We start from the raw sequence: 23,564 nt of genomic DNA, 5'->3' as shown, positions 1-23,564 counted from the left end.
CCGAGCCCCTCCCCCCCATCTTCTCACCCCGCCCGCTGGACCCCGTGGCCCCCGCCGCCGCCGCCTCCCGCGGGCGGCCGCGCCGGGCGGGGGGGCCCCCCCCCCGCGGCGGGGTCAGACCGCCTTGGTGGACGGGTTGCCCGACGGGTGGTGGGTGGGCGCGGCGTCCTGGGTGGACAGGCCCAGCGAGCGGCGCAGCGCGTCGATCTGGTCGTCGCCGAGGTGCTTGGCGGCGGTGGCGAGTTCACGCTTCTCGGTCGCCGCGTCCTTGGCGTCGCCGGCCGCCTGGTAGTGCTTGGCGGCCTCCTTCGACTCGGCCACCAGCTGGTCGACCAGCGCCTTCTGCTCGGGCGTCCAGTTCGCGGACGCCGACCACAGGCGGGACGCCTGCAGCTGGGCGGCGTCGGACATCTCCTTGGACCAGGTCCGGTACGCCGCCGGGTCGTCCTCGACCTTGACGCTCTCGGCCGGGCCGTCGTTCCACGCCTTGTCGAACTGGTTGGTGGCGTTCAGCAGCGCCTGCTGCTCCCGGGTCAGGTTGCTGGCGTCCTTGCGTAGCGTGCCGGTGCGGTCCTTGTCGTCGTCGATCAGGAAGCAGACCACCCGGCGGCCCAGCACGTTGTCCCAGGTGTCCTCGCCCGGGTGGAAGTAGTGGATGTTCACCGACTCGGGGAGCGACCAGGTGTCCATGACGTAGCCGTCGAGGTGGTCGTCGCAGAGCTTGTCGGCGTCCTTCTTGATCTTCGCGTCGCCCGGGTAGGTGCTGGTCATCTGCGGGGTCAGACCGGACCAGTAGACCTCGCCGTAGTGCTGCTGGGCGCAGTCGACGACCCGCACCCGGCCGGTCCCGCTCGCCTTGTTGAAGCACTGACCCTGGGTCAGGCTGAACGCCTGCGGGGTGTCCGGGGCCTTCGCGGTCGCCGTCGGGGTGCTGCCCCAGGTGGAGCGGCGCGAGTCGAACGCCGGGTCGTTGTAGTCCATGGTCGCCAGCACCACGATCGAGATCAGCAGCCACAGCGAGCCCAGCACGATGCCCGCGATGGCCATGCCCCGGCCGGCCCGGCCGGTGCGCTTGATCTGGTTCAGCGCGCCGATGCCGAAGCCGATGCCGCCGACACCCGCACAGCAGCCGAGCAGGCCCAGCACCAGCGCGGTGATGGCCAGCCCGCTGCTCCCCTGCTGCTGCGGCGGGTACGGGTAACCGGGGTACGGGTACCCCGGCCCGGGCGGCGGCGGGTACGCCCCGGCAGGCGGGGGCGGGTAGGCACCGGGCGGCGGGGGCGGGTAGGCGCCGCCGCCCCACGGCTGCTGCGGGGCACCGGCCGGCGGCTGCCCCTCGGGCGCGGCCCACGGGTTGGGTCCCGCCGCGGCCGGAGCCTGCGCACCGGCCCCCTCGGCGGGCACCGCCCACGGGTTGTACGGCGGCGGTTCGGACGGAGCGGAGGCTGACGCGTCGTCAGCCGGCGGAGCGTCGACCGGCGGCGCGACGGTGGTCGATGCGTCAACGGGCGGAGCGACGACGGTCGGGGCCTCGACGTGCGCGACGAGCGTGGGCGCGTCGACGGCCGGCGCGACGGCGGTGGGCGCGGCCTCGGCCGGCTCCGCGCTCCGCTTCTCGAAGGACAGCGGCGACGCGGCGACGACGGTCGGCGTCTCGTCCGGCGTCTCGTCCGGCGCGGCGGCGGCCGTGGTGCCGGCCGCGGCGGCGTCGGAGGCGCCCGCGGGCACGATCACCGTCGGGGCCTCGTCGGCGGGCGCGGTCTCGCCGCGCTTCTCGAACGACAGCGGCGGCGGGGCGTCGTCCCGGGTGACGTCCGGGCCGCCCTCCCCGGTGCGTTCCTGGTCGAACGACATGGGTGATTCCCCCCTGAGCATGGAACAGTTCGACGGCTGCGCGAATATAGCGGACCGCCGCGCCCGTCAACCAATGGGTTCCCCCGCCACCCTCCCGGTGCCCGCGCCCACCCATTGCATGCAATGTATGCAATCGCCTACGCTGGCCCCGTGCAGAGCGAGACGACCCGCCACCGACTGCGGGAGCTGATCCTGGACGGCCGCTATCCGCCGGGCGCCCGGCTGGCCGAGGTGGAGGTCGCCGAGGCCCTGGGCGTGAGCCGCACCCCGGTCCGTGAGGCGTTCCGCGCGCTCGCCTCCGACGGGCTGGTCGCCACGGCCGGCCGGGGCGTGCGGGTGGTGGAACTGGACGCGGCCGAACTGGCGCACGTCTACCGGGTGCGGGCCGCACTGGAAGGTCTGACCGCCGAGCTGGCCGCCGAACGCCAGCGCGCGGGCCGACTCGCCCCCGCCGACCTGGCCGAGCTGACCGAACTCGCCGACCGCACCCACCGGGCCACCGTGGACGGGCGGTTGACCGAGGCGGTCCGGCTGAACCGGCGCTTCCACCGCGCCGTCGCCGTCCTGGCCGCCAACCCGGTGGCGCTGCACGCCCTGGACCGGCTGTGGGACCAGATCCAGGTCTCGACCCGCCGCTCCCTGCACGCCCCCGACCGCACCGCCCTGGTCGACGCCCAGCACCGCGAGCTGCTCGCCGCGCTCACCGCCGGCGACCCCGGGGCCGCCCACGCCGCGGCCCGCCGCCACGTCCTGGACACCTGCACCGCCGCCGACGACCACACCGCCACCGACGCCCGCACCACCGGCAAGGAGTGACCCGATGGCCCTCTCCCACCACTACGCGATCCACGTCGCCTGGACCGGCAACCTCGGCACCGGCACCGACACGTACCGCTCCTACGGGCGCGACCACACGGTCTCCGCGGAGGGCCTGCCGCCGATCCACGGCAGCGCCGACCCGACCTTCCGCGGCGACCGCGGCCGGTGGAACCCGGAGCAGCTGCTGCTCGCCGCGCTCGCGCAGTGCCACATGCTCAGCTACCTGCACCAGTGCGCGGTCAACGACGTGGTGGTGCTCTCGTACACCGACGACGCGACCGGCACCATGCAGACCTCGGGCGGCGGCGGCCGGTTCACCGAGGCGCTGCTGAGCCCGCGGATCGAGATCGCCGAGGAGTCGATGCGCGAGCGGGCCCTCGCCCTGCACGGGCCGGCGAGCCGGGACTGCTTCATCGCCGCGTCGGTGAACTTCCCGGTCCGCCACGAACCGGTGGTGACGGTCCGCAGCAGCTGACGCTTCGTCACCTGTAGCTGCCTCCAGCGGACTTCCTGGGGCTGGCACCAGGGGAAAGTCGGAAGCTGGCAGGATCGTGCGTACCCGCGCGGCGGCGGAGGATTGCCGTCATGCGAATCACCCACCGCGCCGCCGCGCTCACCGCCGCCACCACCGCCGTCCTGGCCCTCACCGCGCCGCTCTCCGCCGCCGCACCCGCACCCGACCGTCCGGTCTGGGGCGCGTGCGCGGGCGGGGCGCCGGACGCGCGGCAGGAGTGCGCCACCGTCACCGTGCCCGTCGACTACCGGGAGCCGCGCGGGCCGCAGCTCACCCTGGCGATATCGCGGATCGCCACCGCCCGGCCGGAGTCCCGGCGCGGGGTGCTGGTGCTGATCCCCGGCGGCCCGGGCGGCTCGGGGCTGAACGGCCCGAGCAGCGCGGCCGCGCGGCTGCCCCGGTCGGTGCTGGACCGGTACGACCTGGTCGGCTTCGACCCGCGCGGGGTGGGCCGCTCCACGCCGGTCGACTGCGGGCTCGACCACGCCGACCTGTCGACCGGTCACCTGCTGCCCTGGCCCGCGCCGGACGGCTCGATCGACGCGAACCTCGCGAAGGCGCAGCGGATGGCCGAGCGCTGCGGCGCGCAGGGCGGCGCGGTGGAGCGCAGCCTGACCACGCGCAACGAGGCGCGGGACCTCGACCGGATCCGGCAGGCACTGGGCGAGCGCAGGCTGTCCGCCTGGGGCGTGTCCTACGGCACCTACGCGGGCGCGGTGTACGCCCAGATGTTCCCCGCGCACACCGACCGGATCGTGCTGGACAGCAACGACGACCCCGATCCGAGCCGGGTCGGCCGCGGCTGGCTGGCCGCGTACGCGGTGGGCGCCGAGGACCGCTTCCCGGACTTCGCGGCGTGGGCGTCCGGCCCCGCGGCGGGCGAGAACCGGATCGCCGACACCCCGGAGCAGGTCCGCGAGGCGTACCTGACGGCCGCTCAGCAACTCGACCGCGCCCCGCTGCCCTGGCCCGGGGCCAACCCGGAGCAGCTGGACGGCGCCGCGCTGCGCTCGGCGATGCTGAACAGCCTCTACGCGGACGCCAGGTTCCCCGCGCTCGCGCAGCTGATCCTGGCCGCCCAGGGCCGCCGCCCGCTGCCCGCCGCGGTCACGCCGCCGGACACCGCGCTGCAGAGCACCTTCGCGGCCTCGGCCGGCACGCTCTGCAACGACGTGGCCTGGCCCACCTCGCCCGCCTCGTACGCCTCGGCGGTGGCCGCCGACCGCAGCGCCCACCCGCTGACGGCCGGCATGCCGGTGAACGTGATGCCGTGCGCGTTCTGGCCCTGGAAGCCCGCCGAGCCGCCGGTGCGGATCACTCCTGACGGGCCGTCGAACGTCCTGCTGGTGCAGAACCTGCGCGACCCGGCGACGCCCTACGCGGGGGCGTTGAAGCTGCGCGCGGCGTTCGGCGACCGGGCCCGGATGGTGACGGTCGACTCGGGGGGCCACGACGCCTACCTGGCGAACGGCAACGCCTGCGGCGACGCACTGGTGACGGCGTTCCTGGCCGACGGGCACCGCCCCGCACGGGACGCCTTCTGCCCGAAGGCCGGGTGAGGCCGGGCGAAGGCGGTGCGCGGGGCAGTGCGCGGGGCGGTGCGGGAGCGGTGCGGGAGCGGCCGCAGAGCCGTCCTGACGCGCCGTCAGCCGAGGTCGCGGCGGCGCAGGCCGGCCAGGCCCGCGAGGGCGGTCAGCGCGGTCAGCGCGGTGATCCACAGCAGGGGTGCGGCGGTCGCCTCGCCGCCCGGCAGGTGCGGGAGGTGGCTGAACGGGGAGAGGTCGAGCACCCACTGGGAGAGCTGCAGGATCGGGCCGAGCCAGGCGATCAGCACGAACACCGCGAAGCCGGCCCAGCCCGCCGCCGACCAGCGCGGCAGCAGCCCGAGGACGGCCAGCGCCACCGCGGCGGTCAGCCACACCGCGGGCAGCTGGACCAGCGCGGCGGCCAGCATGTCGCCGACCGCGTGGCCGACCCCGCCGCCGACCGCCGCCCCCTCGGTGAGCCCGGCCGCCGTCCCGGCCACCGCCAGCATCAGCGCGCTGCCGAGCAGCGGGAAGACCAGGTGCCCGGCGGCCCAGCCGAGTCGCGAGACGGCGGTGGCGAGCACCGGTTCGGCCCGGCCGGCGGCCTCCTCGGCGCGCAGCCGCAGCACCGACTGCACGGCGTACACGGCGGAGATCATGCCGAAGATGGTGGCGATGCTGGCCAGGTAGGAGTCCAGCACGCCCTGGGTGCCGCCCAGTCGGGCCATCAGGTCGGCCATCTGCCGGTTGTCGCCGATCAGGTCGACGACGCCCTTGGCGACGCCGCCGAAGACCGCGCCGGCCGCGGCGAAGGCCAGCGTCCAGCCGAGCAGCGGGCCGCGCTGGAGGCGGCGAGCCAGGGCGGCGGCGCTGCGCAGGCCGGGCGCGGCCACGGCCGGACCGGGGCGCTGCGGGAGCAGGCCGGCGCCGAGGTCCCGGCGTTCGACCAGTGCGTAGCCGAGCGCGGTGAGCAGGGCGGCCGCGCCGAGCGGCAGCGCCAGCACCCACCAGCGGTCCGCCGCGAACGGGCGGACCTGCTCGGCCCAGCCGATCGGCGAGAGCCAGCTGACCCACCGCGCACCGGCGCTGGAGTCGCCGATCGCCCGCAGCACGAAGGCCACGCCGATCGCCGCGCCGGCCAGGCCGTTGGCGGCCCGCCCGGTCTCGGCGAGCTGCGCGGTGACGGCGGCCAGCGCGGCGAACAGCAGGCCGGTGGCGCCGAGCGCGAGGCCGAAGGCGAGCGAGCCGGCCGCGGCCTGACCGGCCGCCAGCAGCGCGGCGGCGACCAGCAGGGCGAGCGCCAGGCAGGCGGTGGCGGCGGTGGCGAGGGCGGCGGTCAGCGGGGCGCGGCGGCCGACCGCGCCCGCGCCGATCAGCTCCAGCCGGCCGTCCTCCTCCTCGGCGCGGGTGTGCCGGACCACCAGCAGGGTGGACATCAGCCCGGCCAGCACCGCGCCGAAGACGCCCATCCGCCAGGCCGTCAGCCCGCCGATGGTGGAGCCGTCGAAGATCGGCCCGTACAGGGCGCGCAGCGAGCCGTTGCCGTCGATGCCGGCGGCGAAGGTCCGCCGGGACTCCTCGGTGTCGTACAGCTTGCGGAAGGAGAAGACGGTGGAGGCGACCATGCCGGTGCCGACGTACACCCAGACCGGGAGCGCGATCCGGTCCCGGCGCAGGGCCAGCCGGTAGAGGATGCCGGTGCCGGTGAGGGCGCTCATCGGGCCGCCGCCGCTTCGGTGTCCTCGGCGTCGGACGCGTAGTGGCGCAGGAACAGCTCCTCCAGCGTGGGCGGCCGGCTGGTCAGGCTGCGCACCCCGACGGCGGTCAACTCGGCAAGTAGCTTGCCGAGTTGCTCGGAGTCGACCTGGCAGCGCAGCCGGTTGCCGGCGATCGTGAGGTCGTGCGCGTAGGCGGGGCGGGGCGGGGTGCCGGCGAGTTCGGCGTCGACCGAGGTGCGGGTGAGGTGGCGCAGGTCGGCGAGGGTGCCGGTCTCCACGGTGCGCCCGGCGCGGATGATCGACACCCGGTCGCAGAGCGCCTCCACCTCGGACAGGATGTGGCTGGAGAGCAGCACCGTGGCGCCCCGGTCGCGGGCCTCGGCGACGCACTCGCGGAACACCTCCTCCATCAGCGGGTCCAGTCCGGAGGTCGGCTCGTCCAGGATCAGCAGCTCGGCGTCGCCGGCGAACGCGGCGACCAGGGCGACCTTCTGCCGGTTGCCCTTGGAGTAGGCGCGGCCCTTCTTGGTCGGGTCGAGTTCGAAGCGCTCCAGCAGCGCGGCCCGGCGGCCGTGGTCGAGTCCGCCGCGCAGCCGCCCGAGCAGGTCGATCGCCTCCCCGCCCGACAGGTTGCGCCACAGCGTCACGTCGCCCGGCACGTACGCGATCCGGCGGTGCAGCTCGACGGCGTCGCGCCAGGGGTCGCCGCCGAGCAGCGCGGCGGTGCCCGAGTCGGCGCGCAGCAGGCCGAGCAGGACGCGGATGGTGGTGGACTTGCCGGAGCCGTTCGGCCCCAGGAAGCCGTGGACCTCGCCTCGTTCGACCTCGAGGTCGAGTCCGTCCAGGGCGCGGGTGCGGCCGAAGGTCTTCACCAGGCCGGACACCGAGATGGCGGTCGTCATGGGGCCGACGGTACTCTGGTTTCACAAATTCGTGAAGTTCATGAACGTTGTGGATCGGGGCAGCATGGGCGAGCAGCGGAACGGACCGACGGGCGGCGCGGAGGCGGAGCGGGATCCGGCGGCGGTGGCGGAGTTCGTCGAACGCTTCGCCGCCGTCCTGGTCGACGCCGGCTTCCCGCGGATGCCCGCCCGGGTGTTCACCGCGCTGCTGGCCACCGACTCCGGCCGGCTCAGCTCCGCCGAGCTCGGCGAGCTGCTGCAGATCTCCCCCGCCGCGGTCTCCGGCGCGGTCCGCTACCTCGCCCAGGTCGAGCTGGTCGGCCGCGAACGCGAGCCCGGCTCGCGCCGCGACCGCTACCGCGTCCACGACCACGTCTGGTACGAGGCCACCGCCAACCGCGACCGCTCGCTGGCCCGCTGGGAGGCGAGCCTCGCCGAGGGCGTCCTGACCCTCGGCCCCGACACCCCCGCGGGCGAACGCCTCGCCGAGTCCCTGGAGTTCTTCGCCTTCCTGCGGGTCGAACTCCCCCTGCTGATGGACCGCTGGCGCAACCGCCACCAGGACTGACGGCACCCTGCCTGACGGTCTTTCGGCTGACGGTGACTCAGCCGATGGGGACTCAGCCGAGGTAGGCCGGGGCGACGGCGGAGCGGGTGAGCAGCGCGGGCGCGCCGGTGCCGTCGGCGGGGACGGTCCACAGGTCCGAGCCGTAGTCGCCGGGGAGGGAGTAGAGCAGCGTGTGGGCGTCGGACCACAGGGCCTGGTCGTCGATGTTGCGGCTCTCGGCGGTGGCGGTCTCGGTCATGGTGGCCAGGTCGAGGACGTACAGGCGCCAGGGCGCGGCGGGGTCGGCGTCGGCGACCCGCTTCTTGTAGGCGACCCGGGTGCCGTCCGGGGAGAGCGAGGGGCACTCGACGTTCTGGTGCAGGGTGGTGAGGGTGCGCGCGGCGAGGTCGCCGCGGACCAGGTAGGTCTGGCCGCCGGTCGCGGCGGTGGCGTAGAAGTGCTCGTCGTCGGCGAAGGTGACGCCCCAGACGTTGACGTCGGGCGCCTGGAGCGGGTGGCCGTCCTTCAGGACGGCGAAGGTCTCCAGGTTGTCGTAGAACTGCCAGGTGCGGGTGTCGACGATGGCGCTGCGGGTGGAGAAGTCGGTGCCCGCGTAGGAGTCGCCGCTGACGAAGACCGTCCAGCCGACCAGGTGGCCGGAGGGCGAGACCCGGGCGCGGGTGGGGATGCCGGGGGCGGGGAAGTGCCTGAGCTCGTGCAGCTGCGCGTCGAGGACGGTGGCGCGGTAGGTGTCGTCGAGCGCGCCGTGCTCGGCCTGCAGGCAGATGCCGGTGCCGCCGGCCGCGTGGAAGCGCAGGCACTTCACGCCGGAGGCGGTGCGCGGCCCGTCGGGCCGGTCGGCGGGCACGGCGGCGACCTCGTCGCGGTGCGGGCCCCAGGCCAGGTTGCGGACCAGGAGTTGACGGCTCGTCGGCTCGAGCGTGACCGTGCCCGGGTGGACGGCCGGACCGCCGGCCTGCTCCTGGTCGCGGCGGTCGGACCGGTCCGCGGCGTACCAGACCGCGCCGCCGCCGATCCCGGCCAGCAGCAGCACGGCGAGCACCAGGACCAGGATCCGGCGGCGCAGCGCGGGGTCGCCGGTCGGCGGTTCGGGGGTGTCGGCGGCGGGGTCGACGGCGGTGGGGGCGGTCATCCGGGGGGCCTCTCGGTAGTACGGGGGACGGCGGTCAGGCCGCGGAGTCGGGGTCGGAGGGTCGCAGCAGCAGGGTGGCGGTGACCGCGGCGACGGTGAGCGCGGCGGCGGTGGCGGCGAGCGCGGTCCGTCCGCCCCACAGGCTCCAGGCGGTGCCGAAGGCGAGCGAGCAGGCGAACCTGGCCAGCGCCTGGCCGGTGCCGACCAGCGCCTGCCCGGCGCCCTGCTGCCCGTCCGGGACGGTGGCGGCGGTGGCCGCGGCCAGCACCCCGTCGGTGGCCGCGTAGAAGGTGCCGTGCAGCAGCAGGACCAGTACCGCGGCGAGGGCGCCGTCCAGCGGGGAGAGCACCACGGCGTACCCGGCCAGCAGGACGCCGTGGCCGGCCAGGAACAGCGCGCGGCGGCCGATCCGGTCGGCGACCAGGCCGAGCGGCACCGCGAGCAGCAGGAAGACGGCGGCGGTACCGAGCGGAAGCAGCGGGAACAGGTGGGCGGGCAGGTCGAGTTCGCGCTGCAGCAGCAGGTAGAGGAAGGCGTCGCTGACGGTGGTCAGGCCGAGCAGCACCGCGGCCAGGGTGAGCCGCCGCAGCGCGGGGCGGCGCAGCAGCGCGACCGCGTCGGCCAGGGTGGGCCGGACGGTCGGCGGTTCGTCGACCGCCTCGCCCTGCCGGGTGATCCGGTCCGGGACGAACAGCACCAGCAGCAGCACGCCCAGCACGGCGACGCACGCGCTGACCGTGAACACCGCGTTGTAGCTGGTCCGTTCGGACCGGTCGTCGACCAGGCGCAGCACCGCGAAGGCGAGCAGCGGGCCGATCAGCGCGCCGGTGGTGTCCATCGCCCGGTGCACGCCGAACGCCCGGCCGCGGTGCTCGGGTTCGGTGGCGAGCGAGATCATCGCGTCGCGGGGCGCGGTGCGCAGGCCCTTGCCGGTGCGGTCGACGGCGAGCACCGCGCTGATCGCGGGCAGCGTGTGGACCAGCAGCAGGAACGGCTTGCACAGCGCGGAGAGCCCGTAGCCGAAGCCGGCGACCAGCTTGTGGCCGCGGCCGCCGCGGTCGGCGAGGTGTCCGCCGAGCAGCCGCACCAGGGCGCCGACGCCGTTGTTGATCCCGTCGAGGAGGCCGAAGCCGAGCGGGGACAGGCCCAGCGCGGTGACCACGTACAGGGGCAGCACCGCACTGACCATCTCCGAGGAGACGTCGGTGACCAGGCTGACCGCGCCCAGGGCGAGCACGGTGCCGGGCACCGCGGCGGCGCGCCGCCCCGGGCGGGTGCCCGGGGCGACGGCCGTGGTGCTGCGGCTCTTGGTGGAGCGGGAGTCCGCGAGGTACATCAGGCGTCAGTTCCAGATGCCGGAGATGTCGGTGGCGGAGGCGGCGTTGCCCGCGTGGGTGCTCAGGCCCGCCAGGTCCTCGAGGGTGCGCAGCACGTTGTAGTGGTTGTACGTGGTGGAGCTGCTGGAGCCCGCGATGACGTGCTGGCCGTAGACCAGGGTCGGGATGCGGTTGCCGGAGAGGCTGTTGTCCTCGTCGAAGGTGACGACCAGCAGGCTGTTGTGGGTCTGCGCCCAGGTGGCGTACGCGCCCAGGTTGTTCTTGATCCAGTTGTCGCCGGTGGAGACCGAGCAGTCGTGCATGTCGCTGCACAGGTTCGGCACCACGAACGACACCTTGGGCAGGGTGGTGTAGTCGGTGGGGAACTGCGCGAAGGTGTACGCGGTGTTGGTCGGCACGTTGGAGAAGCCGAACCACGGGTTGTGCTTCTGCGCGTACTTGCCGCTGGAGCAGACGGTCGAGCCCTGGCTCGGCAGGGTCTCGTTGTAGCTGCCCCAGGTCTTGCCGGCGGCGATCAGCTCGGAGGCCAGGTTCGGCTTGTTGATCGAGCCGACGCTCACACAGCTGTCGTCCGTGCGGCCCTGGTTGGAGCCGGAGAACAGCATGTAGTAGTTCGGCTCGCTGGGGTGGGTCAGACCGTACGACTGGGTCAGGTTCGCGCCGCCGGCCTTGATGGTGTTGTTCAGGTACGGGGCGCTGGAGCTGCCGATCACCTGGCTGTACGCGTGGTTCTCCATCACCACGACGATCACGTGGTCGGGGGTCGGCAGCCCGGCGGCCTGGGCGGTGCTGCCGGTCGCGGCCCACAGGCCGAACGAGGCGGCGGTCAGGGCGACGGTGCTCGCGAGCGCGGTCAGACGGCGCTTGGCGCTGCGGCCGAGCGAGGCGGTCATAGCTGTCCTCCGGGGCGAAAGGGCTTTCGGGCAAGGGCAGTTGGAGCGCCGGAAACCCTAGGGGCGAGCAGCGACCTGAGGCTGTCCGGACGAGTGAAGAACAGCCGAACAGTTGGCTGTGCAACCGCCTCCGACCAGCACTTTTCGGCCAGCGGAGCAGCGCATCTCACACCTGTCCCGATTGACCCGCCTCGGACCGACATGGTGGGATCCTTCCCGGCCCCGAGCCCGCCGGCGGCCCGGTGGAGACCCGCCCGGGACCGGCGCGAAACGCCCGGGGCCGACCAGGTGGCGGACAGGAGGGGCCGGACGTGGCGCACGGGACGGACGCGAAGCGCCCCGCGGCTGACGCAATGTCGGCCGTCCGGGTGGTGCTCGGCGTGGGCTCCCGGCGCGGCGCGGACGCCGCCGAGGTGCTCCGGCTCGCGGACGACGCGCTCGCCGCGCTCGGCCTCGACCGCGCCGCCGTCACGCTGCTCGCCACCCTGGACGCCAAGACCGCCGAACCCGGACTGCTCGACGCCGCCCGCCGGTTGGGCGTCCCCCTGGTCGGCTACCCCGCCGCCCGACTCGCCGCCGTGCCCGTGCCCACGCCGTCCGCGACGGTGGCCGGAGCGGTCGGCACCCCGAGCGTCGCCGAGGCCGCCGCGCTGGCCGCCGCCGGCGCCGGCGGACGGCTGCTGGCGCCCCGCTCCGCCTCCCCGGTGGCCACGGTGGCGGTGGCCGCGGCCGCGGCCGGGTCGCCGAATGTCAGCGAATCCACCGTCAACGAGAGCCAGGAGCCGTGGAGTTGAATCCCGAACCCGATCTGCGCCACCACGGCGACGCCGAGGTCCGCACCCCCGGGCTGGTCGACCTGGCCGTCAACGTCCGCACCGGCACGCCGCCGCGCTGGCTGCGCGACCACCTCGCCGCGACCCTGGACACCCTGGCCGCCTACCCCGACGGCACCGCCGCGCGCGCCGCCGTCGCCGCCCGGCACGGCCGGCCGGTCGAGGAGGTGCTGCTCACCGCAGGCGCCGCGGAGGCCTTCGTGCTGCTCGCCCGGGTGCTGCGCCCGCGTCAGGCCACCGTGGTGCAACCGCAGTTCACCGAACCCGAGGCCGCGCTGCGCGACGCCGGGCACCCCGTCCACCGGGTGCTGCTGACCCCCGAGGACGGCTTCACCCTCGCCCCCGGCGCGGTGCCCGCCGACGCCGACCTGGTGGTGGTCGGCAATCCCACCAACCCCACCTCCGTCCTGCACCCGGCGGCCGCCCTGGCCGCCCTGGCCCGCCCCGGGCGCACCCTGGTGGTCGACGAGGCGTTCATGGACACCGACCCGGGCGAGCGGCAGTCGCTCGCGGCGGTCCGCGACCTGCCCGGACAGCTGGTGGTGCTGCGCAGCCTGACCAAGACCTGGGGCCTGGCCGGACTGCGGATCGGCTACCTGCTCGCCCCCGCCGACCTGGTCGCGCGGCTGGCCGCCGCCCAGCCGCTGTGGCCGGTCTCCACCCCTGCGCTGGCCGCCGCCGAGGCGTGCTCCTCCCCCGCCGCCCTGGCCGAGGCCGAGGCCGCCGCCCGCACCACCGCCGAGGACCGCGACCACCTGCTCAAGGGCCTCGCCGCGCTGCCCGCCGTCCGGGTGCACGGCGAACCCGCCGCGTCCTTCGTCCTGATCCACCTGCCCGGCGCCGACCGCGTCCGCGAGCGTCTGCGCACCGCCGGCTTCGCCGTCCGCCGCGGCGACACCTTCCCCGGCCTCGGCCCGGACTGGCTGCGTCTCGCCGTCCGCGACCGGGCCACCACCGACCGCTTCCTCACCGCCCTGGCCGCAGCGATCGCCGGGTGACGAGCCGTCAGGCCGCCGTCGCCGTCAGAGGACTTCCACCGGGTCGCCGACACCGACCGGGCCCGGGGCGAGGATCCGGGCGTAGACGCCGAGGCACGGGAGGGCGGCCATGCCGGGCAGCGGGTGGATGCGGTTGAGGCGGGCGGGACGGCGGAGCGCTTCGGGGTCGGCGGGGTGCGGGCCGTGGGCCAGGGTGGGGACGGCGCAGCGCGGGCTGGCGGCGATCACCTCGAGGTGCAGCGCGGGGCCGATCCGCAGTTCGCGGCCCACCCAGGCGTTCTCCGCGAACGGCGGGCCGTCGTGTTCGACCACCAGGTTGGGTCGGTAGCGGACGGCCGGGGCGCCGGCCAGGCTCGCGGTGGTGAGCAGGTGCAGCGGGGCGAAGTCGAAGAAGCTGCCGGGCTCGGCGGCGCTGCCGAACTGCTGGACGGTGTGCTCGACTTCGGCGTCGATCCCGGCGGCGAGCACCTGCTCGGGCACCGAGCGGTGCAGCACCGCGCCGTCCGGCCGCCGGTCGATCAGCCGCACCGCCCGTCCGAGCAGCGCGGAGATCCCGGCCTCGTCCAGCTCGGTGCCGTCCGGGCCGGCGATCCGCACCCCGCCGCCGTCCTGCTGCTCGGCGCGCAGGCCGAGCAGGCGGCGCCAGGTGCGCGGCTCCTTGGCGCTGGCGATCCGGCCGGACTCCACGTCGAGCAGCGCCCGGCGGCGGTCGCCGTCCAGGCCGTGCCGGTCGATCAGCGCCCGGGTCACCTGCTCGCCCAGCAGCGACTTCACCGGGTGCCGGTACAGCGCGCCGATCCTCATGCCCACTCCTGTGCCCAACGCTCGATTTCGTCGAAGTCCGCGGGCTGCAGCCCGATCCGGTGGTCGATCCGCAGGGTACGCGCCGGGCCCGGGTGGTGCGCCGCGATCCACTCCGCGTCCTGCGGCTCCACCTCGTCGTCCACCCACACGAACGGCCGCCCCGCGGCCCACGCCACCAGGTGCCTGGTCTTCCAGTGCAGCCCGTCCGGGTCGCCGTGGTGCATCGACGGCCAGTCGACGTACGGCAGTTGCGGCAGCCCGAGCAGCGGCGCCAGGTGCTCGTTCGCCTCCTCGCGCCAGGTGGTCGCCCACACCAGCTCGTACGGCAGCGCGAGCAGCGCCGGTCCGTGGTCCGGGTGCAGCCAGACCCGCATCGGCTTCGGATTCCGCACGCCCCACTCGCGCTGCCGCGCCAGCCACGCCCGCGACGGCACCCGGTGGGTCAGGTACCCCTCCGGCCGGCGGTAGGGCTTTCCGACGTAGGGCGCGAGCGGGCCGTCGACGTCGAGCATCAGCAGCGGTCTGGCCATCGCCGTCCCCTTCCTCCAGGCGTGGCCGGATTCTCGCCCACGGGCCGGCCGTGCGCCCAGCGGTTTTCCGCTCGTGGCCGACGCGCCGGGTGGGTCAGAGCCAGCCCTTCTGGGCGGCCTTGAGGCCGGCTTCGAAGCGGCTCGCGGCGCCCAGGCGTTCCATCAGCGCGGCCATCTGACGGCGCACGGTGCGCAGTCCGATGCCCAGGCGCATGGCGGCGGCCTCGTCGGTCATGCCGCGGGCGAGCAGGGTGAGCAGTTCGCGTTCGCCCGGGGTCAGACCGCTCCCGGCCTCCCGGGTGCGGGCCGCGCCGAGCGGAACGGCGGTCGCCCAGGCCTGTTCGAAGACCGCCGACAGCGAGGCGACGACGCCGGGTTCGCGGGTGCACAGCGCGCCGGCCCGGGTGTTGTCCGGGTCGATCGGCAGGACGGCCACCTCCCGGTCGAAGATCGGCATGCGGGGCGGCAGCAGCGGCGCGGTGCGGACCTGGCCGCCGGACTCGGTCAGCCACTGGGCGTAGGCATGGGTGGCCGGGTCGTTGCGGACGCCGGCCTGGTACAGGGTGAGCAACGCGATGCCGCGGTCCACGGCGTCGGCGTCCAGCGGCCGGGAGGCGTCCAGGCTGGCCTGCGACTGGGCGCCGCCGGGCATCACCGACAGGCACTCGCGACGGACGTCCTTGGCGAGGAGCTCCAGCTTCGCCTCGATGGCGTCCATCCCGACCAGCCGCTCGGTGCCGTCCACGACCCGATCGGGCGTCAGGACGCCGTAGGCGGCGACCGCTTCGGCGGCAGCGGCCCGGCTGGCGGCGAGTTCCTGGGCGTGGCGGGCCAGGTCCGCCTCCTGCCGGCGCACGAGCAGGTCGAGCGCGACCTGCGGGCTGACCACCCGCAGGCCGCCCGGGGCGTCCCGGGAAGGCCGGAGGGAGGCGCGGTCGGCCAGGTCGTCCAGTGCGCCGCGCACCTCGGCCTCGGACCGGCCAGTGGCCCCGACGAGGTCCGCCAGGCCCGCGGCCGGGTCCTCCAGCAGGGCCGGGACGCCAACTACAGCATCTGGCTGGCCACCGGAACCGGCATCAGCATCAGCGCCACCGGCATGCCCAACCAGCTCGGCGTCGCCTGACCGCCGCCACCGCGCCACGCGCCGTGGCTACGGGTGAGTAACTCCCGTACGGGGTGGGCATGAACGGGACAACATCCGGGGGGAGCCGGCCGACCAGGGAGTGCATCCATGACCATGGCACGTCGCACGCTGTTGACCCGGGGCACGGTCGCGGCCCTCGCCACCGCGCTCGGCGGACTCGCTGGCCCGACCGCCGCCCGGGCGGCGGTCGCACCGCGCAGCACGCCCGGCGGGAAGCCCACCGCGGACTGGATGGCGTACCTGGACCCGGGGCGGTCGCTGCTCGGCCTGACCATTCCCGGCACCCACGACTCCTGCTGCACCGACCCGGCGCACGGCACCGAGTGGTCGCACACCCAGAACTGGGGCGTCCCCGAGCAACTCACCCAGGGCGTGCGGTTCCTGGACATCCGGTGCAACGGCCTGCAGGGGACCGCCGACGAGCTGGGCATCTACCACTCCGACGCCTACCAGTACGTCCGGCTGCAGGACGTCCTCGACCAGTGCCGCGCGTTCCTGACGGCCCATCCGGGCGAGACCGTCGTCATGCGGCTGCGCAACGAGAACGCCGGCGGCCAGGCGCTCGGCGACGCCGAGTTCCGGCGGCGGGTCAACCACTACCTGGACGACCTGGGGTACCGGGGCCTGTTCCACCTGTCCGGCTGGCCCACCCTCGGCGTGGCCCGCGGGCGGATCGTCCTGGTCGCCGACTTCGCGAACGACTGGGGCGTGATCCAGTGGTCCAGCGGCACCAACGCGTACTTCCGCACCCAGGACCTGTGGCAGATCAACCAGTTGTTCCCGCTCCAGGCCAAGGGCCGGGCCATCGTGCAGCAGTTCGACGCCGCGTTCGGCGACCCCGGCTCGCCGCAGATGTACGTCAACTTCCTGAGCTACGCGGGCGGCCTGTGGCCCAAGAACGCCGAGCAGACGCTGATGGACCAGTCCGTCTACCCGTACCTGAGCGCCCGTACCGGCCAGGCCGCCCGGTTCGGCATCGTCCCGATGGACTTCCCCGACTTCCACGTCAACGTGCTGCAGATGCTGATCGACAAGAACTTCGTAGTCTGACGCCGCGGCAGGTCAGCGCCGGGCGGCCTGCCAGGTTCGGGCGGCGGCGATCCGCTGGGTGGCGGTCGGGTGGGTGGAGAGCAGCAGGACGAGCAGCCGGGGCGGGTCCGGGTCGGAGACGTTGGCGAGCGCCAGCCGGCGCTGCATGGCGATGAACTGCCCCGGGTCGCCGGTCAGTTCGAGGGCGTGCCGGTCGGCGCGGGCCTCGATCCGGCGGCTGGCGGCGCACTGGAACGGGATGCTCGCCGCGCCGAGCAGCCCGGCGAGCGCGGCCAGCAGCGGCAGCGAACGCGGGTCCTGCACGCTGTCCGCGCCGGCCGCGTCCAGCAGCGGCTGCCAGGAGACCAGCAGCGCCAGCAGCAGCACCGACACGGCGGCGGCGAGCGCGGCCGTCGCGGTGCCGACCAGCACGTCGCGGTGCTTGACGTGGCCGAGTTCGTGCGCGGCGACCAGCTCGACCTCGCGGGGCTCGGCGGTCTCCAGCAGCGTGTCGTAGACGACGATCCGCCGGGTCGGGCCGAAACCGGAGACGTACGCGTTCAGCGCGGTGGTCCGGCGCGAGGCGTCCGCGACCAGGACGTCGCGCACCGCGATCTCGTCCCGGCGCGCCAGGTCGAGCAGCGCGGTGCGCAGCTCGCCGTCCGGCATCGGGTGGAAGCGGTTGAACAGCGGCTCGAACAGCAGCGGTTGGAGGAAGGAGAGCAGCAGTACCAGCAGCGCCGCGCCGAGCGCGGCGGGCAGCCACCAGCGCGACGGCGACCAGCCGATCAGCGCGTACAGCGCCAGCGTCGCCGGCAGCAGCAGCGCCAGGGCCAGGACCGTCGCGCGCACCGCGTCCACCGCCCAGCCCGCCCAGCCCTGGGTCACCAGCCCGTACCGCGCGCGGACCACCCGCACCCGGGCCCCGAACGGCAGCGCCAGCACCCGTCCGAGCAGCACCAGCGCGGCGCTCCCCGCGAGCACCTCGGCCGCCCAACTCCCGCCGAACCACCCGCCGACGGCCGTCACCAGCGCGGCGCCGGCCGTGGTGAACCCGAGCACCGCGGTCACCGCCAGCGTCAGCAGCTGCCCGCCCAGCAGCCACGGCAGCTGGGCCCGCCGCAGCGCCCGCCCGCGGGCCACCTGCTCGGGCGTGAAGTCCTCCACGGACGGTTCGTCAACCATGCCGCCCAGCCTAGGGATCCCACCCCGCCACCGCACCACCCCGGCGCAGCCCACCGCACCACCCCGGCGCAGCCACCCTCGTCGCGGTCCGGCCTAGGATGGCGGGATGTCCGAGCAGACGCTGCGCACCGCGCTGGAGTTCCGCCGCCGTTTCGCCCGCCGGCAGGCTGCGGAGGTGGTGGAGGTCCCGGGCGGGTTCGCCGTGTTGCACGCGGAGTTCGGGTACTCGCACGAGCACAACCAGCTGATCGTGGACGCGCCGCCGAGCGGGACCGACGTGGCGGCGCAGGCCGAGCGGGTGCTCGGGCACCTGGGGCACCGGCGGATCGCGGTGTTCGACGACGCGTACGGCCGGGCGGCGGCGCCGCTGCTGGTGGCGGCCGGGTACCGGCACGAGACCGAGGTGGTGATGGTCCACCAGGGCCCGGTGCCGCCCGGCGGGGGCGCGGAGCCGGTGGAACTGGCCGAGCTGGCACCGGCGTTGGAGCGGCAGTGGCGCGCCTGGCTGCCGTGGGCGAACGAGGAGTCGATCGCCCAGTTGGTGAACCGGCGGCGGGCCCGGGCGGCGGGGGCGGAGCGGGTGCTGATGCTGGCCGCGCGGGACGCGGACGGCGAGGTCGGGGCCTGGGCGGACCTGTACCAGGACGAGGCGGGCACCGCGCAGATCGAGGACCTCGCCACCGCGGAGGACCGGCAGCGCCGCGGGCTGGCGGACGCCGTCCTGGCGGCGGCGCTGCGGCTGGCGGCCGACCGGCACCCGGACGGGCTGCGCTTCCTGGTCGCGGACGCCGAGGACTGGCCGCAACAGTGGTACGCCCGGCGGGGGTTCGTACCGGTCGGCACCACCCACGGCTTCGTCCGCACCTGACGGGCCGTCATGTGCGCGGGCACCGTCCCGCCGGACGCGGAAGCGCCCGCCGGCTCCCCCCCGAGAGGGGCCGGCGGGCGCTTGCGTGCAACCCGGGGGGCGCGGATCAGACCTGGCCGGCCTTCTCCAGGGCCTCGCAGCAGGTGTTGACCAGCAGGCGGGTGACGACGTACGGGTCGACGTTCGCGTTCGGGCGACGGTCCTCGATGTAGCCCTTCTGCTCCACCTCGACCTGCCACGGGATGCGGACCGAGGCGCCGCGGTTGGACACGCCGTAGGAGTAGACGTTCCACGGGGCGGTCTCGTGCTTGCCGGTCAGGCGGGACTGGATGTCGTCACCGTACTGGTTGACGTGCTCCAGGACCTTCTCCTGGGAGGCGCCGAGCGACTCGCAGGCGGTGATGATGGCCTCGTAGCCCTCGCGCATCGCCTTGGTGGAGAAGTTGGTGTGCGCGCCCGCGCCGTTCCAGTCGCCCCTCGCCGGCTTGGCGTCCAGGGTGGCGTCGATGCCGAACTCCTCGGCGGTGCGGTAGAGCAGGTAGCGGGCGATCCACAGGTCGTCGGAGACGGTCAGCGCGTCGACCGGGCCGATCTGGAACTCCCACTGGCCGGGCATGACCTCGGCGTTGATGCCGCAGATCGCCAGGCCGGCGTCGATGCAGCGGTCGAGGTGCAGCTCGACGATCTCGCGGCCGAAGACCTCCTCGGCGCCCACGCCGCAGTAGTAGCCGCCCTGCGGGGCCGGGTAGCCGCCCTCCGGGAAGCCGAGCGGGCGGGAGCCCTTGAAGAAGGTGTACTCCTGCTCGATGCCGAAGATCGCCTCCTGCGCGGCGTACTGCTCGGCGACCGGGCGCAGCAGCGCGCGGGTGTTGGTCTCGTGCGGGGTGCCGTCGATCTCGAAGACCTCGCACAGCACCAGGATGTTGTCCCCACCGCGGATCGGGTCCTTGACGACCTTCACCGGCTCGAGCACGCGGTCCGAGGCGTGGCCCTCGGCCTGGTTGGTCGACGAGCCGTCGAAGCCCCAGGTCGGGATCTTGTCCGCGTTCGCCAGCACCCGGGTCTTGGAACGGAGCTTCGCGGTCGGCTTGGTGCCGTCGATCCAGATGTACTCGGCCTTGATTGCCATGGGGGTGAACCTCACTGCTTGGGTGGTGGGTGCCCGCGTAGCGTCGCAAGTCGCCGTTTCCCGGTTGTTCCTCCTATGTAACGCGCATGTGAACCAACGGTCCGCAGTGGCACGCTCACGGTCGGAGAGTGCACGTCTCGCGATGTGAGCGGGCCACTGAGACGACTGGGGCGAAAGGGGGTGGGATCAGCGGTGCCGGGCGTGCGCGGCGCGCCGGCGGCGGGTCATCCACACCGCCGCGCCGCCCGCCACGAGCAGGGTGACACCGCCGGCCGCCAGTGCGGTGGTCCCGCTGGAGCCGGTGTACGCGAGCGACTCCTCGGTGGCGGCCTTCGGCAGCGCGCGGCCCTGCGCGGTGGCCGGGGCGGAGGACGGCGGGGCGGAGGAGACCGCCGCGGCGGGCCCGACGGCGGCGACCGGCTTCTCGCAGGAGACCGAGGCGACGGTCAGGGTGCCGTTCACCTTGGCCACGTTGAGGTTGAGCGGGTTGATCGAGACCTTCACCTCCAGCGCGGAGGCGGCCGCGGTGGTGGTGGTGACGGTCTTCTTCGAGAACTCGACGTCCACCGTGCCGATCGCCGGAACCTCCACGTGGGTGGGCGAGTTGAGGCCGACCGCGACCGACCTGCCGAGCACCGTCAGGCGGGCCGGGGCGGTCACCTCGGCGGTCGGCTGCCCGTCCACCGGACAGGTGGCCTCGGCGCTCATCGCCTCCAGCCCGAGCAGCGTGGTCAGCGGCAGCCCGGGGACGTGCAGGTCCGCGCCGACCAGTTGCACCGAGGCGGTGGCCTGCCGCTCGTCGGCCCGGGTCACCGACTTGCCGACCTGCGCCTTCACCAGGTTGACCGGCCGGCCCTGGTCGACGCCGTCCACGGTGGCGGTGAGCATCGCCGCGTCCCGCTGGGCCGGGGACTCCACCTTGTTCAGGGCCACGTTCACGGGGACGTCCACCGCGTTCAACAGCGTGACGTCCAGGTCGAGTTCGGCGGTCACCGCCTTGGCTTTGCCCGGCCGCGCGGGTGTCCCGCCGTCGGCCGCCCGCGCCGTCGGCAGCGGCAGCGCCACCGCCAGGGCGGAGGCGGCGAGCGCGACGGCCGCGGCGGACCGCAGGGAACGCGAGGAACGCACGGGAACAGCAGGCATGACGGAAACCCCCACACATGGTGACTGACAGAGCGCGCCCGCGACCTCACCCGGCGCACACCGCACGGGGAGGGGACTCGCGCTCTCGACTCCCGCCAGTCTCGTTCGAACGCTCCGTCACTTTAGTGATACAGAGCGTCAGTTCACTCCTTCGAGTGAGGTTGACGGCAGAGGCCTTCCGTCAGGCCCGCGCGCCGAACCGGCGCAGCACCGACGCCTCCGCGGCCGCCAGCGCGTAGTACAGCGCCACCGACGTGACGGTCAGAAGCACGACCGCCGCCCACAGATGCTCGTACTCGAAGGTGGACCCGTCCTGGAGCATCGCGTACCCCAGCCCCTTGCCGGTGGCCAGCCACTCCACCAGCATGGCGCCGACCATCGCGCCGGGCACCGCCACCCGGGCGCCGGCGAACAGCGCGGGCAGGGCGCTGGGCAGCAGGACCCGGCGGGTGACCGTCCACGGCCCCGCGCCATACGCGCGGCAGAGGTCGACCAGCTGCCGGGAGGCGCTGCGCAGGCCGAAGGTGAGGGTCACCAGGGCGGGGAAGAAGACCACCACCCCGCTGACCACGGCGGCTGCGGCCAGGCCCCGGCCGAAGACCAGGGTGATCAGCGGGGTCATCGCCACCAGTGGCACCGATCGCACGGTCAACGCCAGCGGCAGGAAGGTCCGTTCAACCGCCCTGACCAGGACGAAGAGCACCGCGGCCACCAGCGCGGCGAGCAGCCCCGCCACGAAGCCGACCACTGCGTCGAGCAGGGTGGTGGCCAGGCCGTCCGCGAGCAGCGAGCGGTGCGCGGCCGCGTCGGGTTCGGTGCCGAGGTAGTGCCAGACGTCGAGCGGCGTCTTGGCGATCAGCGGATCGAGGCTGAGGCCCGTGACCAGCGCCCACCAGGCCGCGAGGACCAGGGCCGCGGAGGCGACGACCGCGAGCAGCCGGCGGAGTACGGCGGTGGCGGTCACAGGCTGTCTCCTGCCGTGGTGTCGCGGGCCCACGGGGCGGCCAGCCGCCCGAGCAGGGCGGTGAGCAGGTAGCCGAGTCCCGCGACGGCTCCCGAGACCAGCGCGATCCCCCAGGTCCGCGCGATGTCGAGCTGCTGCTGGCTGATCGTCATGGCGACACCCAGGCCGTTGTCCACCCGCCCCAGGTACTCGCCGATGATCGCCCCGAGCAGCGCGGCCGGCGCGGAGATCCGCAGCGCGGCCAGCGTGCTGGGCAGGGCGGCGGCCAGGCGGACCCGGCGTAGTTGCTGCCATCGCCCTCCGCCGTAGGCGCGGACCAGATCGAGGCTGGTCGGGTCGGCCGAGCGCAGGCCCAGCAGCGCGCCGATCAGGGTCGTGAAGAAGACCGAGAGACCGGCCATCACCACCATCGGCTGGTCGCCGTCGAGGGTGAGTGCCAGCAACGGGCCGATGGCGATCACCGGCATGCAGTAGGAGGCCACGGCGAGCTGCATGACGACCCGTTCGAGCGCGGGGACCAGCAGCACCAGCAGTGCGCAGCCGAGCGCGAGGACGTTGCCCGCCAGGTAGCCGACGAGTGCCTCCGAGCCGGTCTGACGCAGCTGCGGTTGGTAGAACGCCCACCCGTCGGAGCCGAGTTGGGCGGCCACCGCCCACGGCGTCGGGACCCCGGCGGAGAGCACGGTGAGGGCGAGCAGCGTCCACAGGCCCAGCAACGCCGCGACCCCGCCCGCGGTCGGCGCCCAGCGCCGCACCAGCGCGGCGCTCACGTGGCGTCGCCCGGGAGCGCACCGCCGAAGAGCAGTTCGGACAGCTGGTCCTGGTAGGCGTGGAACTCGGGCGTGCGCATCATCTCCGGGGTGCGCGGGCGCGGCAGGTCGATCGGCACGCGGGCCGCGATCCTGCCCGGGCGCGGGGTCATCACCGCGACCGCGTCGCTGAGCAGCACGGCCTCGGTAATGGAGTGGGTGACCAGCAGCGTGGTCGTGGCCCGGGCCTGCCAGATCCGCTGGAGTTCCAGGTTGAGCCGCTGCCGGGTCATGTCGTCGAGCGCTCCGAACGGCTCGTCCAGCAGCAGGACCTCGGGTTCGACCACCAACGCCCTGGCGATCGCCACGCGTTGGCGCATCCCACCGGAGAGCTGAGCCGGGCGGGCCTTCTCGAAGCCGGTCAGGCCGACCAGCGCGACGAGCTCGGCGATCTGCTCGGGCTGCGGACGCAGGCCGGCGATCTCCAACGGCAGGCGGACGTTGGCCTCCACGCTGCGCCAGGGCAGCAGGGCGCTGTCCTGGAAGGCGATGCCGAGCTGGTGGCGCTGCTGGATCGTGCGGGGCGACTCGCCGTGCACCGTGGCGGTGCCCGAGGAGGGGTCCTCCAGTCCGGCGAGAATGCGCAGCACGGTGGACTTGCCGCAGCCGGAAGGGCCGAGCAGGGAGAGGAACTGTCCCTGCTCGCTGTCCAGGTCCACACCGTCCAACGCGGTGGTCCGCCCTCGGCCCATCCGGAACTCCTTGCGCAGGTCGCGCACGGAGAGTCCGGACGGGGCGTCGGCCGGCGGCGCGCCCGGGCCGCGCCCGGCTTCGGCGGGTGCCGGGATGTGGTTCATGGGAACTCCTGCGGTGGGTGGCTCGGGCAGCTCGGCCGGCCCGGTCGACTCGGACGACCCAGACGACG

The 23,564-nt window shown here is 74.6% G+C and carries 24 protein-coding genes; 9 read left to right on the top strand and 15 right to left on the bottom strand.

The annotated features are described in order from the left end of the window. Positions 1–114 precede the first annotated feature (114 nt). Positions 115–1,854 carry a DUF4190 domain-containing protein gene (locus AB0K51_RS24690; protein ID WP_363459080.1) on the bottom strand — a complete coding sequence of 580 codons (1,740 nt, stop codon included), beginning with the start codon at positions 1,852–1,854 and terminating at the stop codon, positions 115–117. Between the two features lie 150 nt (positions 1,855–2,004). Between AB0K51_RS24690 and AB0K51_RS24685 the strand changes: the two genes are divergently transcribed. The 3 genes from AB0K51_RS24685 (at position 2,005) to AB0K51_RS24675 (ending at position 4,746) form a co-directional block, all read left to right on the top strand. After that, complete coding sequence (locus AB0K51_RS24685; protein ID WP_363459078.1) at positions 2,005–2,670, top strand: GntR family transcriptional regulator; 666 nt, start codon at positions 2,005–2,007, stop codon at positions 2,668–2,670. 4 nt (positions 2,671–2,674) lie between these two features. Then, complete coding sequence (locus tag AB0K51_RS24680) at positions 2,675–3,148, top strand: OsmC family protein (protein WP_363459076.1); 474 nt, start codon at positions 2,675–2,677, stop codon at positions 3,146–3,148. Between the two features lie 110 nt (positions 3,149–3,258). Then, complete coding sequence (locus AB0K51_RS24675; RefSeq protein WP_363459074.1) at positions 3,259–4,746, top strand: alpha/beta hydrolase; 1,488 nt, start codon at positions 3,259–3,261, stop codon at positions 4,744–4,746. A gap of 86 nt (positions 4,747–4,832) precedes the next feature. On the opposite strand, the gene AB0K51_RS24670 is transcribed toward AB0K51_RS24675, so the two are convergent. Both AB0K51_RS24670 and AB0K51_RS24665 read right to left on the bottom strand, forming a co-directional pair. Beyond that, positions 4,833–6,431: an ABC transporter permease gene (locus tag AB0K51_RS24670; protein WP_363459072.1), complete on the bottom strand. Its 1,599-nt coding sequence runs from the start codon at positions 6,429–6,431 to the stop codon at positions 4,833–4,835. Continuing rightward, a complete protein-coding gene (locus AB0K51_RS24665; RefSeq protein ID WP_363459070.1) occupies positions 6,428–7,333 on the bottom strand; it encodes an ABC transporter ATP-binding protein in 906 nt (301 codons plus the stop codon). The genes AB0K51_RS24670 and AB0K51_RS24665 overlap by 4 nt, the downstream gene beginning before the upstream one ends. Positions 7,334–7,397: 64 nt before the next feature. Between AB0K51_RS24665 and AB0K51_RS24660 the strand changes: the two genes are divergently transcribed. Next, complete coding sequence (locus tag AB0K51_RS24660; protein WP_363459068.1) at positions 7,398–7,901, top strand: MarR family transcriptional regulator; 504 nt, start codon at positions 7,398–7,400, stop codon at positions 7,899–7,901. A gap of 52 nt (positions 7,902–7,953) precedes the next feature. Here the strand turns inward: AB0K51_RS24660 and AB0K51_RS24655 are convergent, their stop codons facing one another. From AB0K51_RS24655 to AB0K51_RS24645, 3 genes are read right to left on the bottom strand one after another with little or no spacing between them, the layout of a single operon-like run. Next, positions 7,954–9,033 (bottom strand): TolB-like translocation protein, encoded by a 1,080-nt coding sequence (locus tag AB0K51_RS24655; RefSeq protein WP_363459066.1) that lies wholly within the window; start codon positions 9,031–9,033, stop codon positions 7,954–7,956. Between the two features lie 34 nt (positions 9,034–9,067). Next, entirely contained in the window at positions 9,068–10,369 is a 1,302-nt protein-coding gene (locus AB0K51_RS24650) for an MFS transporter (protein ID WP_363459064.1), read from the bottom strand. Between the two features lie 6 nt (positions 10,370–10,375). After that, a complete protein-coding gene (locus AB0K51_RS24645) occupies positions 10,376–11,263 on the bottom strand; it encodes an alkaline phosphatase family protein (RefSeq protein ID WP_363459062.1) in 888 nt (295 codons plus the stop codon). Positions 11,264–11,574: 311 nt separating this feature from the next. Here AB0K51_RS24645 and AB0K51_RS24640 point away from each other — a divergent pair, with 311 nt between their 5' ends. Together AB0K51_RS24640 and cobC are read left to right on the top strand one after the other, a co-directional pair. After that, positions 11,575–12,057: a cobalamin biosynthesis protein gene (locus AB0K51_RS24640; protein WP_363459060.1), complete on the top strand. Its 483-nt coding sequence runs from the start codon at positions 11,575–11,577 to the stop codon at positions 12,055–12,057. Further along, positions 12,048–13,094, top strand: a complete 1,047-nt coding sequence (cobC, locus tag AB0K51_RS24635; RefSeq protein ID WP_363459058.1) for an Rv2231c family pyridoxal phosphate-dependent protein CobC — start codon at positions 12,048–12,050, stop codon at positions 13,092–13,094. Before AB0K51_RS24640 ends, cobC begins: the two co-directional genes overlap by 10 nt. A gap of 24 nt (positions 13,095–13,118) precedes the next feature. Here cobC and AB0K51_RS24630 read toward each other — a convergent pair whose 3' ends face one another. The 3 genes from AB0K51_RS24630 to AB0K51_RS24620 all read right to left on the bottom strand — a co-directional run bounded on the left by AB0K51_RS24630 (position 13,119) and on the right by AB0K51_RS24620 (position 15,284). Beyond that, a complete protein-coding gene (locus tag AB0K51_RS24630; RefSeq protein ID WP_363459056.1) occupies positions 13,119–13,898 on the bottom strand; it encodes an MOSC N-terminal beta barrel domain-containing protein in 780 nt (259 codons plus the stop codon). Next, positions 13,895–14,428 carry an HAD domain-containing protein gene (locus tag AB0K51_RS24625; RefSeq protein WP_363459054.1) on the bottom strand — a complete coding sequence of 178 codons (534 nt, stop codon included), beginning with the start codon at positions 14,426–14,428 and terminating at the stop codon, positions 13,895–13,897. The genes AB0K51_RS24630 and AB0K51_RS24625 overlap by 4 nt, the downstream gene beginning before the upstream one ends. A 94-nt stretch (positions 14,429–14,522) precedes the next feature. Then, a complete protein-coding gene (locus AB0K51_RS24620; RefSeq protein ID WP_363459052.1) occupies positions 14,523–15,284 on the bottom strand; it encodes a helix-turn-helix transcriptional regulator in 762 nt (253 codons plus the stop codon). Between AB0K51_RS24620 and AB0K51_RS24615 the strand changes: the two genes are divergently transcribed. Together AB0K51_RS24615 and AB0K51_RS24610 are read left to right on the top strand one after the other, a co-directional pair. Further along, positions 15,252–15,551, top strand: coding sequence for a hypothetical protein (locus tag AB0K51_RS24615; RefSeq protein ID WP_363459050.1), 300 nt, complete (start codon positions 15,252–15,254; stop codon positions 15,549–15,551). The genes AB0K51_RS24620 and AB0K51_RS24615 overlap by 33 nt on opposite strands. 108 nt (positions 15,552–15,659) lie before the next feature. Further along, entirely contained in the window at positions 15,660–16,622 is a 963-nt protein-coding gene (locus tag AB0K51_RS24610; protein ID WP_363459048.1) for a phosphatidylinositol-specific phospholipase C, read from the top strand. A 12-nt stretch (positions 16,623–16,634) separates the two neighbouring features. Here the strand turns inward: AB0K51_RS24610 and AB0K51_RS24605 are convergent, their stop codons facing one another. Further along, the gene (locus tag AB0K51_RS24605; protein ID WP_363459046.1) at positions 16,635–17,786 is read right to left on the bottom strand and encodes a M48 family metalloprotease; all 1,152 of its coding nucleotides are present in this window, start codon (positions 17,784–17,786) and stop codon (positions 16,635–16,637) included. A gap of 106 nt (positions 17,787–17,892) precedes the next feature. Between AB0K51_RS24605 and AB0K51_RS24600 the strand changes: the two genes are divergently transcribed. Further along, positions 17,893–18,654 (top strand): GNAT family N-acetyltransferase, encoded by a 762-nt coding sequence (locus AB0K51_RS24600; protein ID WP_363459044.1) that lies wholly within the window; start codon positions 17,893–17,895, stop codon positions 18,652–18,654. 106 nt (positions 18,655–18,760) lie between these two features. Here AB0K51_RS24600 and glnII read toward each other — a convergent pair whose 3' ends face one another. From glnII to AB0K51_RS24575, 5 genes are all read right to left on the bottom strand, one after another. Further along, positions 18,761–19,783, bottom strand: coding sequence for a glutamine synthetase (gene glnII / locus AB0K51_RS24595; protein WP_363459042.1), 1,023 nt, complete (start codon positions 19,781–19,783; stop codon positions 18,761–18,763). 186 nt (positions 19,784–19,969) lie between these two features. Then, positions 19,970–20,926 (bottom strand): SCO1860 family LAETG-anchored protein, encoded by a 957-nt coding sequence (locus AB0K51_RS24590; protein WP_363459040.1) that lies wholly within the window; start codon positions 20,924–20,926, stop codon positions 19,970–19,972. A 181-nt stretch (positions 20,927–21,107) separates the two neighbouring features. Beyond that, a complete protein-coding gene (locus AB0K51_RS24585) occupies positions 21,108–21,890 on the bottom strand; it encodes an ABC transporter permease subunit (protein WP_363459038.1) in 783 nt (260 codons plus the stop codon). Then, on the bottom strand, positions 21,887–22,660 hold the full coding sequence (locus tag AB0K51_RS24580) for an ABC transporter permease subunit (RefSeq protein WP_363459037.1): 774 nt from the start codon (positions 22,658–22,660) through the stop codon (positions 21,887–21,889). The genes AB0K51_RS24585 and AB0K51_RS24580 overlap by 4 nt, the downstream gene beginning before the upstream one ends. Beyond that, positions 22,657–23,496, bottom strand: a complete 840-nt coding sequence (locus AB0K51_RS24575; RefSeq protein ID WP_363459036.1) for an ABC transporter ATP-binding protein — start codon at positions 23,494–23,496, stop codon at positions 22,657–22,659. Before AB0K51_RS24575 ends, AB0K51_RS24580 begins: the two co-directional genes overlap by 4 nt. Positions 23,497–23,564: the final 68 nt, after the last annotated feature.

The sequence above is a fragment of the Kitasatospora sp. NPDC049285 genome (assembly GCF_040678815.1).
GTDB lineage: Bacteria > Actinomycetota > Actinomycetes > Streptomycetales > Streptomycetaceae > Kitasatospora.
Note: the sequence above shows the minus strand (reverse complement) of the source record. Positions and strands in the feature narration are given on the sequence as shown.

Bases quoted from the DNA above. Each gene is read 5' to 3' on its own strand.
- AB0K51_RS24690 (WP_363459080.1), bottom strand. From the start codon at position 1,854: ATGTCGTTCGACCAGGAACGCACCGGGGAGGGCGGCCCGGACGTCACC.
- AB0K51_RS24680 (WP_363459076.1), top strand. From the start codon at position 2,675: ATGGCCCTCTCCCACCACTACGCGATCCACGTCGCCTGGACCGGCAAC.
- AB0K51_RS24675 (WP_363459074.1), top strand. From the start codon at position 3,259: ATGCGAATCACCCACCGCGCCGCCGCGCTCACCGCCGCCACCACCGCC.
- AB0K51_RS24670 (WP_363459072.1), bottom strand. From the start codon at position 6,431: ATGAGCGCCCTCACCGGCACCGGCATCCTCTACCGGCTGGCCCTGCGC.
- AB0K51_RS24665 (WP_363459070.1), bottom strand. From the start codon at position 7,333: ATGACGACCGCCATCTCGGTGTCCGGCCTGGTGAAGACCTTCGGCCGC.
- AB0K51_RS24660 (WP_363459068.1), top strand. From the start codon at position 7,398: ATGGGCGAGCAGCGGAACGGACCGACGGGCGGCGCGGAGGCGGAGCGG.
- AB0K51_RS24655 (WP_363459066.1), bottom strand. From the start codon at position 9,033: ATGACCGCCCCCACCGCCGTCGACCCCGCCGCCGACACCCCCGAACCG.
- AB0K51_RS24650 (WP_363459064.1), bottom strand. From the start codon at position 10,369: ATGTACCTCGCGGACTCCCGCTCCACCAAGAGCCGCAGCACCACGGCC.
- AB0K51_RS24645 (WP_363459062.1), bottom strand. From the start codon at position 11,263: ATGACCGCCTCGCTCGGCCGCAGCGCCAAGCGCCGTCTGACCGCGCTC.
- AB0K51_RS24630 (WP_363459056.1), bottom strand. From the start codon at position 13,898: ATGAGGATCGGCGCGCTGTACCGGCACCCGGTGAAGTCGCTGCTGGGC.
- AB0K51_RS24625 (WP_363459054.1), bottom strand. From the start codon at position 14,428: ATGGCCAGACCGCTGCTGATGCTCGACGTCGACGGCCCGCTCGCGCCC.
- AB0K51_RS24610 (WP_363459048.1), top strand. From the start codon at position 15,660: ATGACCATGGCACGTCGCACGCTGTTGACCCGGGGCACGGTCGCGGCC.
- AB0K51_RS24605 (WP_363459046.1), bottom strand. From the start codon at position 17,786: ATGGTTGACGAACCGTCCGTGGAGGACTTCACGCCCGAGCAGGTGGCC.
- AB0K51_RS24600 (WP_363459044.1), top strand. From the start codon at position 17,893: ATGTCCGAGCAGACGCTGCGCACCGCGCTGGAGTTCCGCCGCCGTTTC.
- glnII (WP_363459042.1), bottom strand. From the start codon at position 19,783: ATGGCAATCAAGGCCGAGTACATCTGGATCGACGGCACCAAGCCGACC.
- AB0K51_RS24590 (WP_363459040.1), bottom strand. From the start codon at position 20,926: ATGCCTGCTGTTCCCGTGCGTTCCTCGCGTTCCCTGCGGTCCGCCGCG.
- AB0K51_RS24575 (WP_363459036.1), bottom strand. From the start codon at position 23,496: ATGAACCACATCCCGGCACCCGCCGAAGCCGGGCGCGGCCCGGGCGCG.